Genomic DNA, 13,387 nt, shown 5'->3' on the forward strand with positions numbered 1-13,387 from the left:
CCGGCGGACGGCACAGTCGGCCCACGGCACGGCCGCGTCCGCCCTCCGCCCGCGGTGCGGGCGGAGGGCGGACGCGGCCTTCGCCGGTGTGGGACCGTACCGGCCGGCGTCAGGCGGCCTCGGCCTGCTGGGACAGGCCGCCCAGCCCCACCGGGTCCTGCCCGAGACCGCTCGGCCTCAGCCAGTCGAAGGCCCGGTAGACGGCCGGGCCCAGCCCCATCGCCTCGGCGACCTGCTCGCGCAGCCGGTTCGAGGCGAAGGCGCCGATGACGTTCATCTGGGCGTCCCGGTAGAGGCGCGCCACCTCATGGCCCTCGGTCACCCCGCCGGCCCCGTGGATCTGCACGGCCCGCGCGGTGACCTCGACCGCCATCTCCGTGGCGTAGATCTTCAGCATGGCGATCAGGGTCCGGGCCGAACGGCCCGCCGCACGCTCCACGGCCGCCCGCCGGGCCAGCAGGCGAGCGGCGTCGATCTGGGCGCGTGACTCGGCGATCTGGGCCTGGACTCCTTCCATGTGTGCCAGGGGCCGTCCGAACGAGACGCGGTCCCGGGCGTGCCGTACCGAGGCCGCCAGCGCCGATTCGGCGATGGCGACGGCCGCGACGGAGACCAGCAGCCAGCCCCAGGTCATGCCCTCGGAGAGCTCGTCCAGGGGGACGGGCACGACATCGGTCTCCGCGACCTGGACGTCGGTGAGGACCAGGCCGCCCCAGGGCATGCCGCGCAGCCCCATGCGCGGGATCTCGTACCGGTGCACTCCGGGCTGCCGCAGGTCCACGAACGCCAGGCACCAGTCGGGACCGTCGTCGCCGGGTCCCTTCTCCCGCCGGGCCAGGGTGACGGCGAGGTCGGCGTCGGGTGCGTTGGTGATCCGGGACTTCTCCCCGTTGACGACGAAGCCGCCGCCGCCGGACGGCCCGGCGCGGCGCACGGTCGTGCGGTAGGTGCCCGCATCGCTGCCCGCGCTCGTCTCCACCACCGCGAAGGCGGCCAGGAGGCGTCCGGAGAGCAGGCCGTCCAGCAGCCGCGCGTGTGTGTCGTGGTCGCCGTAGGTGGAGATCAGGTTGGCGCACAGCAGCGCGGACACGGTGGCCGACCAGTAGGTGCTGGGACAGGCCCGGGCCAGCGCCTCCATGGCCGCCACCTGAGCGGGGCCGTCGGCGCCCGTGCCGCCGATCTTCCGGGGGTGGAACAGTCTCAGGTATCCGCTGTCGGTGATCTCCTTCCAGTTCTGCGCCGGTATGCGGGCCGCCGCGTCGGTGTCGGCGGCCCGCCCGGCGATGCCGGGGAAACTCGGTGCGGCGTCGGTGCCGTGTCGCTGGACGTTCATGTCGGTAGCTGCTCCTTCGTGTCGGTGGCCGCTCCTCCGGGCCGGCCGGGGCCCGAAGCGCCCGGGCCCGAGGAGGACCGGGGGAAGGGGAGGCCGGGAGCCCGGACCCACCCGGCGGGCGGGCCGGTCGAAGCGCCGGGTCCGGCCGGGGGCTCAGCCCAGTTCCAGCTCGGACGCCGCGATCACCGGTCGCAGCACCTCGTCGCCACCGCCCGCCGTGGCCAGGAACAGCGCGTCCCGGTGGGCTCGTTCGATCAGGCCGTCACCGCCGGTGAGGACCCCGGCCGGAGCCAGCCCGGCCGCCCCCTCGATCACCGTCCGGGCGGCCCTGGCCGTGAAGAGGCGGGCGCTCGCCGCGTCCCGCTGCGAGGGCCGCCCGCCGCTGTCGAACTGCTCGGCGGCCCGGTGGAGCAGTACGGCGGCCAGCTCGCACCGTGTGGCCATGTCCGCCAGGGTCAGACGCGCGGACTGGGCATGGGACAGCGGCCGGCCGAAGAGGCGGTGCTCCCGGGCGTGGTCCACCGCGTCCCGGGTCAGCGCACGCATCACCCCCAGCCAGGGAGCGCTGCAGAACACCCAGTTCAGCGCGGCGAGCAGGGGTTCCACCTCGGTCGCGGCGCCACGCGGGGTGCCGAGGACGGCGTCGTCCGGGACGTGGCAGTCGTCCAGCGTCAGCCTGCCCCAGGAGCAGGTGCGCATCGCCTCGGGCCGGGTCTGCGTCACCCGCACTCCGGCCGTGGCACGGTCCACCACGAACGCGGTACGGCCGCCACCGCCGAGTTCGTCGGCGACGATCAGGAAGTGGTGGGCCTCCGGCGCGCCCGCGACCAGCTCGAGTTCGCCGTTGAGCACCCGGCCGTCCGCGGCGGAGCGGACGGTGACCGCGGGAGCGAGGGCGGCGCCCTGCGTCTGGTGCAGGGAGAGGGCGCCCCGCCACTGGCCGGAGGCCATCCGGGGCAGGTAACGCTGCTGCTGCCGCGCGGTGCCGAAGACACGCAGCGGCACGGTGGCGAGGACCGCGTGCACGGCCGTCGCGAGGGCGAGACCCGGATCGCGGGCCCCCTCGCCGAGGCCCTGGAGCAGGGCACACGTCCGGACGGCGGACAGGCCTCCGCCGCCCAGGTGGCGCGGTACGAGAGGGCCGGCGAGGCCGGGCCCGGTACGGGCGCCGGCCAGCTCGGCGAAGAGGGCCGGGTCCCACCGACGGGCCCGGTCGCGGTCGGCGGTGGTGGGGCGGGCGACACGGTCGGCGAATTCCCGTACCTGTTCGTCCGGCGTCGGCTCCGCGCCGAGTTCTCCAGGAGAATGCGGAAACACCATGGTATCCCTTCTCTGCCCTTTTCCAGGGGTTCCGTGCACGGTCGGCCTGACACACGGAACGAATATTCGGGTGGTGCCACGTTAGCCATCCGGGAGCTTATCGGGGTGTTCCGGCGGATGTTTTTTCGCGACCCCTCTCAATAATTGGCGGAGATTTCCCTTCATAACATTCCGACACAGTACTTGACGTACCTCTGACATAGGTTCCGTTGTTTCCTCACATGGACCCCTCTCAAAATGTTCACCTATCCGCACCGCATCACCTCCGTTCGTGGAGCGGAAAGGAGAGAGCAATGGAAACTGCACGGCACGAGGGCGGTCCCCGGCAGAGACCGCCGCGTCTGTCGGACGCCACGCTCCGGGACTCCGCGCACATGGCGGGTGTCGAGTTCGGCCCCGAGGACGCCGCCGCCATCGCCCGCCTGCTGGTCAGGACCGGTATCGAGCTGGTCGAGGTCGGAATGGTCTCCGGCCCGGACTCGAAGGACGCCGACCTCGTCCTGGCCACCCATGAGGCCGTCGGTCCCGAACGCAGCATGACGCTCGTGGTCGTACGGGACCGCCGGCAGGTCGCCACGGCACTCGACGAGGCCGAGCGACTGGGCGTGCGCCACATCATGTACTCCATCCCCACCTCCGAGCAGCACGCCGGACTCAAGCTGGGCTCGTCCAGCCCCAAGTTCCTCCAGGCACTCGCCCGTTCGGCGATCACGCAGGCCAAGGAGCGCGGCTTCCACGTCACCTTCAGCGGCGAGGACGGCGCCCGCACCCCCAGGGAGCGGCTCGTCCCGTACGTCACCGCGGGCTTCGAGGCCGGGGCCGACCGGTTCCGCCTCGCGGAGACCGTGGCGTACCTCTCGCCCTGGCAGATGGAGCGGGTGGTCTCCGATCTCACCGCGATCGACGGGTCCGAGATCGAGATCCACTCGCACAACATGCTGGGCATGGCCGTCGCCAACTCGCTCGCCGCCGTCCGCGCCGGCGCGCAGTGGATCTCGGTCACCGTCGGCGGCATCGGTGAGCGCGGCGGCAACGCCCCGCTGGCGGAGCTGCTCACCGCCCTGCACGTCATCCACGGCGACAACCGCTTCGACCTGGGACATCTGACGGAGCTGTCGCGGATCGCCCTGAGGGGGGCCGGTCTCGGCGACGCCTTCCAGTCCGGGCCGACCACGCCGCACGCCTTCGCCTACGAGTTGCCGGGCCAGCTCACCCACCCGGAGGCGTACGAGACGCTGCCCGCCGAACTCGTCGGCAACCAGCGCGAGCTGCGGGTCCGCAGCCGTCTGACGCCCAGCCTGGTCACCTGGGCGCTGAGCGGGTCCGGAATCCTCGCCGACCCGGACGCCCTCACGTCATGGCTGATCAAGCGGCAGGAACGCGACGGCCGTCCGCTGCTCGACCGGGACGCCATCCGCAAGGCCGCCATCGACTTCCAGGCCGTCTGACCCCGTCCTCCACCGGGTTCCCGGCCTCCTCCGCACCTCCCCGCACCTCCCCGTACCCCCCCCGCCCCACCCCGTCCCGCCTCACCCACCCACCTCACCCCACCGGGAGTCGTCCATGTCCACCGCAGCCCTTGCCGGTTCCTGCCCCGAGTGCGAGACCGATCTGACCGTGCCGCCGATGGTCCACGGCGAGACCCTGTCCTGCCCCGAGTGCATGCTCACCCTCCGTGTCGAGGACGTGCGCGACGGCGTGCTCACCCTCCAGATGGTCGAGGTGCAGCTGCGCGACTGGGGCCAGTGAGCGACGACCCGCGGAGGAGACGATCCATGGGTACCACCATCGCCGTCGTCGCGGACCGGCTCGGCTGGGAGGAGCGCCGGCTGATCCAGGTCGCGCCCGAGGCCGGCCTGACCGCCGAGTGGGTCAACGACGAATCACTGTGCCTCGGCGACGCGGACCCCGCGTCGCTGTCCGGGTACGACGCCGTCCTCGTCCGGAGCCGCAGCTACACCCGTGGCGGCCTGGTCGCCACGCTGGCCGAGGCGTCCGGCATCCGTACCGTCAACTCCGCCGCGGCCATCCGGGCCTGTGAGAACAAGCTCGAACTGCGCACCGTCCTGCGCCGGGCCGGCGTCCCGGCCGCGCCCTTCCGGCTCGTGCTGTCCCGCCGGGACTTCCAGCGGGCACTGGAGGACATGCCGCCGCCCGTGGTGCTCAAGCCCGTCTTCGGCGGCATGGGCAAGCGGGTCACCCTGATCCGGGACGCCGACACGGCCCAGTCCGTCTACGACTACGTCGAGGATCTCGGGCACGGCTTCGAGCAGGCCGCGCTGGTGGAGCCGTACCTGGACAAAGGCACCTCCGTCCGGTGCTTCGTCGTCGGCCGTGAGCTGGTCGCCACCGCCCGGTTCGCGAGCGCCGGCGGGGACTGGCGCAGCAACGCGGCACTCGGCAACCAGAGCCGGGCCCTGGACCACGATCCCGCCATCACCGGGATCGTCGACCGTGTGGTGGACGTGCTCGGCGCCGGCGTCTACGGCATCGACCTGTTCGAGACCCCCGACGGGCACGTCGTCAACGAGGTCAACCACGCCCCCGCGTTCAAGGCGATAGCCGAGGCGACCGGGGCGGACATCCCGCGGGCCCTCGCCCGCCACCTGCAGGAGGCACTCACGTGATCCGGGTAGGAGTCGTCGGCGCCTCCGGGCTGGCCGGCGGTGAACTCATCAGGCTGATCACCCAACATCCCGACCTGGAGCTGACCTTCCTCGGCGGCTCCTCCAACATCGGCAGGCGCCCGGCCCAGCTGCACCCGGGCCTCCGCCTCGATCTGGGCCTGACCGTGCAGCCGGTCACCACGGACATCGCCGACCGGGTCGACGTCGTCCTGCTGGCGACCCCGGCGCCGGTCTCGGCGGAACTGGCCGCGCTGCTCGCGGACCGGGTCCCCGCCGTGATCGACCTCAGCGGCGCCTTCCGCATCCGCACACCGGAACTGCACGACCGCTGGTACCCCGGGGTGAAGCGGCGCGACGACCTCGTGGACCGCTTCGTGTACGGCGTGCCGGAACTGGTCGGCGACCAGATGGCGGACGCCGCGCTGATCTCGCTGCCGGGCTGCTACGCCACCTCGATCACCCTGGCTCTCGCCCCCCTGACCCTCGGGCTGGGCCTGACCCTGAAGACCGTGGTGGTGGACGGCAAGAGCGGCTCCAGCGGCGGCGGCCTGAAGTTGCGCACCGCGGACCTGCACCCGCTGCGCAACGGCGCCATCGCACCGTACGCACCCGTGGGTCACCGGCACGCCGCGGAGGTCGGCGACTTCCTGGACCGCGGCAAGCCGGGCGCCGTCGGACACCTGTCGATGTCCGCCTACGGTGTCTCGCACGTCCGCGGCCTGCTCACCAGCTCCTACGCCTTCACCGACGAGGACATCGACCAGCGCGAGCTCCAACGCGCGTACCTGCGCTTCTACAAGGGGCACCGGTTCGTGCGGGTCCGGCGGCACACGGAGACCCTGATCCCGGTGCCCGACCCGCAGGCCGTGCTCGGTTCCAACTTCTGCGACGTGACGGTCCTGCGGGACGAGGACGACAGGGCCGGCGGCCGGATCGTCGTCCTGGCCGCCCTGGACAACCTCGTCAAGGGCGCCGCGGGCCAGGCCGTACAGGCCGTGAACAAGCGCTTCGGACTGCCCGAGGAGACGGGTCTGGCGATGCAGCCGGTGATGCCGGCATGAGCGGAACCTCCCGTGACCGGACCCCCACCGTCGTGAAACTGGGCGGCAGCTGCCTCGACGATCTGGCCGAGTCCTGGTGGGACGACCTGGCCCGGCACGGGCGGGAACACCCGCTGGTGCTCGTGCACGGCTGGTCCAGACCCCTGAGAGAGCTGAGCCCCCGCTACCGCGACCCCTCGGCGATCCTGCGCGACCGGTACGGCAACCAGAGCAGATGGACCACCCCCGAGGTCATCGCGGACATCAAGGCCGTCAGCGCACGGCTGGGCGAGGAGGTCATCGGCCGGCTGGAGCGGCACGGCATCACCGCGGAGCGGCTCCTGGGCAGCGACGGCCTGGTCCACGCCGGCGAGGGCGAGCGCTGGTGGTGGCGGAACAAGCAGCTGGTCGAACTGGAGAACCTGGTCGGCCCGATCACCGCCGTGGACCCCTCACGGCTGAAGAACCTCCAGCCCGGTCACGCCTGCCTGGTGACCCCGCTGGCCCGCGACGCCGGGGGCCGGGAGGTGAACACCGACGCCGACCGGGCGGCGGCCGCCCTGGCCGCCGCCACCGGTGCCACCGATCTCGTCCTCGTCACCGACGTCGCCCACCTGCTGATCGACGGCGAGCCGGTGTCCCGGATCGGCGCCCGGGCCGCGGCCGAGTTCCGCGACAAGGGCGCCACCGGCGGCATGCGCAAGAAGCTGCGCGCGGCCGGCGAGGCCCTCGACGGCGGAGTGGACCGGGTCGTCATCGGCAGCGCACCGGTCACCGATCTGCTCGCCGGCCGCACCGGAACCGTCATCACCCGTACGTGAGGAGTCCCGCGCATGGCGCAATCCCGTGTACTCGTCGTCAACAACGGCACGTTGTCCCTGAAACAGCTCCGCGCACGCTTCGAGAAGCTGGGGTCGCGGACCGACGCGGTGGACGTGGCGTCCGTACCCGCCACCCTCGGGGGCCGCTACCAGGCCATCGTGCTGAGCGGCACCAAGGTGCGGGCCTGTGACACCGCGTTCTACCGGCCGCTCGTCGACCTCGTCATGGGGTCCGGCGTCCCGGTCCTCGGCATCTGCGGCGGTATGCAGCTCATGGCCGTGGCGGCGGGCGGCCGGCTGGCGGAGGGCCCGCAGCGGGTCGGCGGCTACGACGCCCAGGTCGACAAGGAAGAGCCGCTGTTCACCTACGTCAAACCCACCGTGACCGTCTTCCACCGCCACACCCTGTACCTGCGGGAGGCCCCCGAGGGCTTCCGGTCCATCGGCCGCTCCGGGCACGCGCCCGTGGAGTTCCTGCGCTCCGACGACGGGAGGATCTTCGGCTCCCAGGCGCATCTGGAGTTCCGCAGCGACGGCCTGGAGATCCTGCGCGGCTTCGCCCAGCTCTACCGGTGACCGCCGCCGGCCGCGGACGCGATCCGGCGCCCCCCCGTACTCGTCCACGCACCTCACCTACACAACGAAGGACTTGGCAATGAGCGTTGTGGAAAACCCGCAGGAGCCGGCGTTCACCGTGCGCCTGAACGGCAGCGGCGGCGTTCTGAAGGGCTGGGTCGTCGTCGACACGCTCGTCGACGGCCTGGCGATGGGCGGCACCCGTATGACCGCCGGGGTCACCGAGGAGGAGGTCGCCGGCCTCGCACGGGACATGACCGAGAAGTTCACGCTCGCCGGGCTGCGCATCGGCGGCGCCAAGGCCGGCATCGTCTCCGACGGCAGCGACCGCGAGGAGACCTTCCGCACCTTCGGCCGTACCGTCAAGCCCCTGCTGCACGGCGGCATCCACCTCGGCATCGACATGGGCGTCACCCCCGCGGACCGGGCCGTCTTCTTCGCCGAGGCCGGTTACGACCCGCGCTACCGGCTGGGCGCCCCGGACATGCCGATCGACTGGCGCACGTACTACGAGCCGCTGATCGACGCCACCGGGCACGGCGTCGGGGTCGCCGCGCTCACCGCCCTGGAGGCGGGCGGCCGCACGACGTCGGCGCGTGTCGTGGTCCAGGGCTTCGGCGCCGTGGGCCGCTCGGTCGCCCGGTTCCTGGAGGAGCGCGGGCACGTGGTCGTGGGCGTCGCCGACGTGCACGGCACCATCAGCGCGGACCGGCTGCCGGTCGCCGACCTGGTCGCCGTCACCGACGAGTTCGGGCGGATCGACCGCTCCCGCCTGCCGCAGCACGTCACCGTGTCCGCCGAGCCGGACGCCTGGCTCGGACTCGACGCCGACGTGCTGGTCCTCGCGGCGCAGAAGCACGCGCTCAACGCCGAGAACGCCCACCGCCTGCGCGCCCGCCTGGTGGTGGAGGGCGCCAACCTCGCCTCGAGTGCCGAGGCCAAGGAGAAGGTCCGGGCCACGGGTGCCACCCTGGTCCCGGGCGTGATCGCCAACATCGGCGGGGCCGCGTCGGCCGCCCTGGCCGTCACCCGGGTCGTCCCGTTCGACCTGGCGGCCGACGCGCGCAAGGAGTGGGTCTTCGGCTGGGTCGCCGACCGGGTGCGCCACAACACCCGGGCCCTGCTGGAGATCGCCGCCTCCCGGGCGGGCGACCCGCTGCCCGAACTGCTCGCGGCCCGGCGCGGGGACCTGCGATGACGCCCACGACCACGGCCGTCCTGGCCACGGCCTCGGCGGCGGACCGCATGGCCGAGTACCGGCGGCGCGGATGGTGGCGGGACGCCACGTTCCTCGACGACCTGCGCCGTCAGGCCCTGGCACGGCCGCGCAAGCTGGCCATCGCCGGACGCCGGCTCGACGAGGCCCGCACCGACACGCTCGACTACACCGAACTGTCCCGGCTGACCGACCGGTTCGCCGGAGCACTGCTCGAACTGGGCGTCCGGCGCGGCGACATCGTCGCCGTCCAACTGCCCAACCGGTGGGAGATGGTGCCGCTGATGTTCGCCTGCATGGCGGTCGGCGCGGTCATCTGCCCCATCGCGCCCGTCTGCCGGGAGGAGGAGCTGCGCCACCGCCTCACGCTCACCGAGGCCAGGGTGTGCGTCACCCTGCCGGAGTGGGAGGGCTACCCGCTCGCCGAGGCCATCAACGCGCTGCGGCCCGAGCTGCCGCTGGAGCACCTGGTGGTCGTCGACGGGCACGCCCCGCGGGGAGCGGTCGACTTCCACGACCACTTCGTCTCCACACACTGGGAGAAGCAGCACATGGGCGACCTGGAAGGCCGCGCGCTGCGGCCCGACGAGCCGTTCGTGGTGCTGTTCACCTCGGGCACGACCGGTTTCTCCAAGGGCGTGGTGCACAGCCAGAACACCGTGCACTCGGGCGTGCGCGGCTACGTGGACACGTTCATGCTCCGCGACGACATGGTGGCCGTGGTCACCACGCCGCTGGTGCACTACTCCGGCTTCGGCCAGGGGGTGCTCGCCGGGGTGATGCTCGGCGGGACGATCGTCTTCCAGGACGGCCACGACCACGCCGGCCTGCTGGACCTGGTCGAGAGGTACCGCGGCACCCTGCTGTACGGACCGCCGCCCACGCTCTCCGGTGTGGCGGCCGCCCAGCAGACCGACCCGCACGACGTGTCCAGCCTGCGTCACACGGTCACCGGAGCGGCGCCGGTGCTCCAGGAGCTGGTGGACGAGCTGCGGGACACCTTCGGGGCCCGTACGTACTCGGTGTGGGGCATGTCCGAGTTCGGTCCGGTCACCATCAGCCGGCTCGACTACAACCAGGACTGGGCCGCGCACAGCCACGGGCGGCCGATCGACTCCATGGAGATCCGCATCGACCTGTGCCACGACCCCGACAAGCGGGCCCCGGTGGGCCGGCTGCGGGTGCGCGGGGCCTCACAGGCCCTCGGCTACCACAAGCAACAGGACGCCTTCGACGCCGAGACGACCGCGGACGGCTGGTTCGACACCGGCGACGTGGCGCGCGAGGACGGCCGCGGCGGCATCCGCATCCTGGGCCGGGCGAGGGACACCATCCTGCGTGACGGGATCGTCGTCCCGATGGCGGAGCTGGAGGCGATCATCTCGCGGCACCCGAAGGTGACCGAGGCGGCGCTGGTCGGTCCCACCGGCAAGGTGGACGACCCGATCCTGGCGGTCGCCGTGCCCTGCGGCGGCGCCCGGCCCACGCTCCAGGAGGTCCGGGAGCACCTGCGGGACCACGGACAGGACCCCCGGTTCCTCCCCGAGCGGCTGGAGGTCGTCGAGGCGCTGCCCAAGACCCTGACGGGCAAGGTCCGCAAGGTGGAGCTGAGACGGCGCTACGCCGCCCGGTGACCGGGCCGGCGGACGGCGTCCCCCGCCCGTCCGCCGGCTCCGCCCGGCCGCCCCGAAGCCTCCCGCCCGTCCTTCGCCGCTCCTCCCCGTCTTCCCCGCCCGCCCTTCGCAGCCCGGCCGGCCCCACCGCCGAACCGTCTGGAGGAAACACCATGCTCGAAGCCCCATCGGTGACCGTGTCGGCGACACTGGCCGCCGACGAGGCGCTGGCCCGCCGGCGCGATGCCGGGGAACGGGTCCTGTCCCTGGCGAGTGGGGAGATCGGCCTGCCGGTCCTCCCCGCGCTGCGGGAACGGCTCGCCGCGGCGGCGGGCCGCAACGCCTACGGCCCGGTCGCCGGCAGTGCGGCGCTGCGCACCGCCGCCGCCGGGTACTGGGCGCGGCGGGGTCTGGAGACCGACCCCGGGCTGGTGGTGTGCGGGCCCGGCAGCAAGCCGCTGCTGTTCGCGCTGCTGCTGGCGATCGGCGGCGACGTGGTGGTGCCCGTGCCGAGCTGGGTCAGCTACGCGGCGCAGGCGCGACTGGCCGGGGCCCGGCCGGTTCCGGTGCCCGTCCTGCCGGGCCAGGGCGGTGTGCCCGATCCGGCGGCGCTGCGCGAGGCGGTGGCCCGTGCCCGCGCCGCCGGGCGCGACACGCGCTGTGTGGTGGTCACCCTGCCCGACAACCCGACCGGCACCATCGCGGCACCCGCCACCGTGCGGCGCCTCGCGGAGGCGGCCCGTGAGCTGGACCTGGTCGTCATCTCCGACGAGATCTACCACGACCTGGTCTTCGACCCGGCGGACCGGCCGCCCTCCCCGGCCGTCTTCGCGCCCGAGCGTACGGTGGTCACCACCGGCCTGGCCAAGAACCTGGCGCTCGGCGGCTGGCGGGCAGGGGTCGCCCGGCTCCCGGAAGGCCCGCTCGGCCGCGGGACGCACGACCGGCTGGTCGCCGTCGCCAGCCAGATCTGGTCGAGTGCCGCCGCCCCCGTGCAGGCCGCCGCGGCCTACGCCTTCGAGGAGCCGCCCGAGGTGGTCGAGCACCTCGCCGCCGGCCGGCGGCTGCACGAGACGGTGGCGCGCGCCGTGGCCGAACGATTCACCGCCGTCGGCGCCGAACTGCCGCCCGTACGCGCGACCTGCTACCTGTACCCCGACTTCGAGCCGCTGCGCGAACACCTCGGCCGGGCACACGGGGTGCACGACAGCGGTGGACTCACCACCCTGCTCGCCGAGCGGTACGGCGTGGGACTGCTGCCGGGCGCCGCCTTCGGCGAGCCCGGGCGGTACCTGCGCGTCCGTGCCGCCACCGGCCGGCTCTACGGCGAGACGGAGGCCGAGCGCACCGGCGCCCTGTCCGCCGCGGACCCACTCCGGCTCCCGTGGATCCGGGATTCCCTGAACCGCTTCGACGAGGTCCTGGGCGCCCTGGCGCGCTGACGGACACCCCCGCACCGAGACACTCCCGCACCGCCCCCGCCCCGACTCACCAGGAGGTTCCTCCCAGCCATGTCCATCATCTTCGAATGCGAGTACCAGGGCCGGCGGTACGCGGGTCTGGGCATACCGGTTCCCGGCGAACCCCACACCCTCCACCGGGTGGCCGACGGCCGGCTGGCCGCCGCCCTCGTCGCGGGCGGCGGGCCCGAGGCCCTGAGCGCCGCCGTGGCGCGGGGAACCGAGACGGTCGAGGTGACCCTCGGCGACCCGGAACTGCGCTTCCTGCCTCCGCTGCTGCCCACCGCCCCCGACAGCGGCCTGATCAACGGCTTCATGGGCACGCACCGCTCCAAGTTCGACCGCGCCCCGGAGCCCGACGAGGAGTTCACCCCGCCCAACTACTACATCAAGGGCTTCGGCTCGTGGCTGCGCATGCCGGACGAGCCGCTGACCACCCCCGCCGATCCGGTCTGGCTGCTGGAGGAGCCGGAGGTGGCCCTGGTGTACGTCAACGACGACCGGGGCGTCCCGCACTACGCGGGCTACACCTTCGGCAACGACCTCAACGACATCGGTCTGCACCTGAAGAACCCGTGGGCCTGGACCCCGTACGCGAAGCTGTGCGAGACCTCCCTGACGCCCTGGCTGTTCCTGGGGCCGCCGCCGCGGACCGCGACCGGCCGGGTCGTCATCGAACGGGACGGCCGGCCCGCGTGGGAGGGCCCCTTCTCGTGCGGCACCGACTCCCTGTTCCACCGCGTGGAGGACATGACCGGACATCTGTTCTCGTATCCGGCGCTGCGCCGGCCGGGCCTGGTCAACTACCTGCTGCTCGGCGCGGACAAGGCCACCTACCACGACGGGTTCCGGATCGAGGACGGCGACCGGATGGTCATCGACGTGACCAGCCACGGCGTCGTGCTGGCGAACCCGGTCCAGTACGGTCAGGCGGAGACGGCCAGGTCGTAGTCCGCTGCCGCCGGCCGCTCGGGCCCGCCGGCTCCGGCGGGCCGCCGGGCCCCGCGCACGGCCTCAAGGTAGTCGGAGATGGCGTCCCTGCTGCGGATCAGGCACTCGATCCGCTGGGTCATCCGCTCGCGCTCGCGCTCCAGCGTGGTGATCGTCTCCAGGGTCGCCCCGGCGACATGGATGGACCGGGGCTGCTTCAGGCACGGCAGGATCTGCTTGATGACACGGGTCGGCAGCCCGGAGTCGAGCAGCCCCCTGATCTGCAGTACCCGGTCCACACTGCGCTCGCAGTACTCCCGGTATCCGTTCGGCGAACGGTCCGGTACCAGCAGGCCCTGTTCCTCGTAGTAGCGCAGCATCCGGCGCGGCGTCCCCGTCCGCTCGGCCAGTTCCCCGATCCGCATGTGACCCACCTCACACAAAATCGACT

At 73.0% G+C, this 13,387-nt stretch carries 13 protein-coding genes; 10 read left to right on the forward strand and 3 right to left on the reverse strand.

The window, feature by feature from the left end; translation table 11 throughout:
* Positions 1–109 precede the first annotated feature (109 nt).
* Both BM237_RS19360 and BM237_RS19365 read right to left on the reverse strand, forming a co-directional pair.
* Positions 110–1,333 carry an acyl-CoA dehydrogenase family protein gene (locus BM237_RS19360; RefSeq protein ID WP_093850966.1) on the reverse strand — a complete coding sequence of 408 codons (1,224 nt, stop codon included), beginning with the start codon at positions 1,331–1,333 and terminating at the stop codon, positions 110–112.
* A gap of 153 nt (positions 1,334–1,486) precedes the next feature.
* Complete coding sequence (locus BM237_RS19365) at positions 1,487–2,653, reverse strand: acyl-CoA dehydrogenase family protein (RefSeq protein WP_093850967.1); 1,167 nt, start codon at positions 2,651–2,653, stop codon at positions 1,487–1,489.
* Positions 2,654–2,946: 293 nt separating this feature from the next.
* Between BM237_RS19365 and BM237_RS19370 the strand changes: the two genes are divergently transcribed.
* From BM237_RS19370 to BM237_RS19415, 10 genes are all read left to right on the forward strand, one after another.
* Positions 2,947–4,101 (forward strand): hydroxymethylglutaryl-CoA lyase-like TIM-barrel protein, encoded by a 1,155-nt coding sequence (locus BM237_RS19370; protein ID WP_093850968.1) that lies wholly within the window; start codon positions 2,947–2,949, stop codon positions 4,099–4,101.
* Between the two features lie 115 nt (positions 4,102–4,216).
* Positions 4,217–4,402, forward strand: coding sequence for a lysine biosynthesis protein LysW (locus BM237_RS19375; protein ID WP_093850969.1), 186 nt, complete (start codon positions 4,217–4,219; stop codon positions 4,400–4,402).
* Between the two features lie 26 nt (positions 4,403–4,428).
* On the forward strand, positions 4,429–5,280 hold the full coding sequence (locus tag BM237_RS19380) for an ATP-grasp domain-containing protein (protein ID WP_093850970.1): 852 nt from the start codon (positions 4,429–4,431) through the stop codon (positions 5,278–5,280).
* Positions 5,277–6,341 (forward strand): N-acetyl-gamma-glutamyl-phosphate reductase, encoded by a 1,065-nt coding sequence (gene argC, locus BM237_RS19385; RefSeq protein ID WP_093850971.1) that lies wholly within the window; start codon positions 5,277–5,279, stop codon positions 6,339–6,341. Before BM237_RS19380 ends, argC begins: the two co-directional genes overlap by 4 nt.
* Positions 6,338–7,141 carry an amino acid kinase family protein gene (locus BM237_RS19390; RefSeq protein ID WP_093850972.1) on the forward strand — a complete coding sequence of 268 codons (804 nt, stop codon included), beginning with the start codon at positions 6,338–6,340 and terminating at the stop codon, positions 7,139–7,141. Before argC ends, BM237_RS19390 begins: the two co-directional genes overlap by 4 nt.
* A 12-nt stretch (positions 7,142–7,153) precedes the next feature.
* Positions 7,154–7,717 carry a type 1 glutamine amidotransferase gene (locus BM237_RS19395; protein ID WP_093850973.1) on the forward strand — a complete coding sequence of 188 codons (564 nt, stop codon included), beginning with the start codon at positions 7,154–7,156 and terminating at the stop codon, positions 7,715–7,717.
* Positions 7,718–7,796: 79 nt separating this feature from the next.
* Entirely contained in the window at positions 7,797–8,915 is a 1,119-nt protein-coding gene (locus tag BM237_RS19400) for a Glu/Leu/Phe/Val dehydrogenase dimerization domain-containing protein (protein ID WP_093850974.1), read from the forward strand.
* A complete protein-coding gene (locus tag BM237_RS19405) occupies positions 8,912–10,567 on the forward strand; it encodes an AMP-binding protein (protein ID WP_093850975.1) in 1,656 nt (551 codons plus the stop codon). Before BM237_RS19400 ends, BM237_RS19405 begins: the two co-directional genes overlap by 4 nt.
* A gap of 152 nt (positions 10,568–10,719) precedes the next feature.
* Positions 10,720–11,988 (forward strand): pyridoxal phosphate-dependent aminotransferase, encoded by a 1,269-nt coding sequence (locus BM237_RS19410; RefSeq protein ID WP_175541063.1) that lies wholly within the window; start codon positions 10,720–10,722, stop codon positions 11,986–11,988.
* A gap of 69 nt (positions 11,989–12,057) precedes the next feature.
* Positions 12,058–12,957, forward strand: coding sequence for a fumarylacetoacetate (FAA) hydrolase (locus BM237_RS19415; protein ID WP_093850976.1), 900 nt, complete (start codon positions 12,058–12,060; stop codon positions 12,955–12,957).
* Here BM237_RS19415 and BM237_RS19420 read toward each other — a convergent pair.
* A complete protein-coding gene (locus BM237_RS19420) occupies positions 12,933–13,361 on the reverse strand; it encodes a MerR family transcriptional regulator (RefSeq protein ID WP_093850977.1) in 429 nt (142 codons plus the stop codon). The two genes, BM237_RS19415 and BM237_RS19420, sit on opposite strands and share 25 nt — an antisense overlap.
* Positions 13,362–13,387 lie beyond the last annotated feature (26 nt).

This window comes from Streptomyces mangrovi (assembly GCF_900114215.1).
GTDB lineage: Bacteria > Actinomycetota > Actinomycetes > Streptomycetales > Streptomycetaceae > Streptomyces > Streptomyces barkulensis.

Coding starts and splice junctions, on each gene's coding strand:
- BM237_RS19360 (WP_093850966.1), bottom strand. CDS start 1,333: ATGAACGTCCAGCGACACGGCACCGACGCCGCACCGAGTTTCCCCGGC.
- BM237_RS19365 (WP_093850967.1), bottom strand. CDS start 2,653: ATGGTGTTTCCGCATTCTCCTGGAGAACTCGGCGCGGAGCCGACGCCG.
- BM237_RS19370 (WP_093850968.1), top strand. CDS start 2,947: ATGGAAACTGCACGGCACGAGGGCGGTCCCCGGCAGAGACCGCCGCGT.
- BM237_RS19375 (WP_093850969.1), top strand. CDS start 4,217: ATGTCCACCGCAGCCCTTGCCGGTTCCTGCCCCGAGTGCGAGACCGAT.
- BM237_RS19380 (WP_093850970.1), top strand. CDS start 4,429: ATGGGTACCACCATCGCCGTCGTCGCGGACCGGCTCGGCTGGGAGGAG.
- BM237_RS19390 (WP_093850972.1), top strand. CDS start 6,338: ATGAGCGGAACCTCCCGTGACCGGACCCCCACCGTCGTGAAACTGGGC.
- BM237_RS19395 (WP_093850973.1), top strand. CDS start 7,154: ATGGCGCAATCCCGTGTACTCGTCGTCAACAACGGCACGTTGTCCCTG.
- BM237_RS19400 (WP_093850974.1), top strand. CDS start 7,797: ATGAGCGTTGTGGAAAACCCGCAGGAGCCGGCGTTCACCGTGCGCCTG.
- BM237_RS19405 (WP_093850975.1), top strand. CDS start 8,912: ATGACGCCCACGACCACGGCCGTCCTGGCCACGGCCTCGGCGGCGGAC.
- BM237_RS19410 (WP_175541063.1), top strand. CDS start 10,720: ATGCTCGAAGCCCCATCGGTGACCGTGTCGGCGACACTGGCCGCCGAC.
- BM237_RS19415 (WP_093850976.1), top strand. CDS start 12,058: ATGTCCATCATCTTCGAATGCGAGTACCAGGGCCGGCGGTACGCGGGT.
- BM237_RS19420 (WP_093850977.1), bottom strand. CDS start 13,361: ATGCGGATCGGGGAACTGGCCGAGCGGACGGGGACGCCGCGCCGGATG.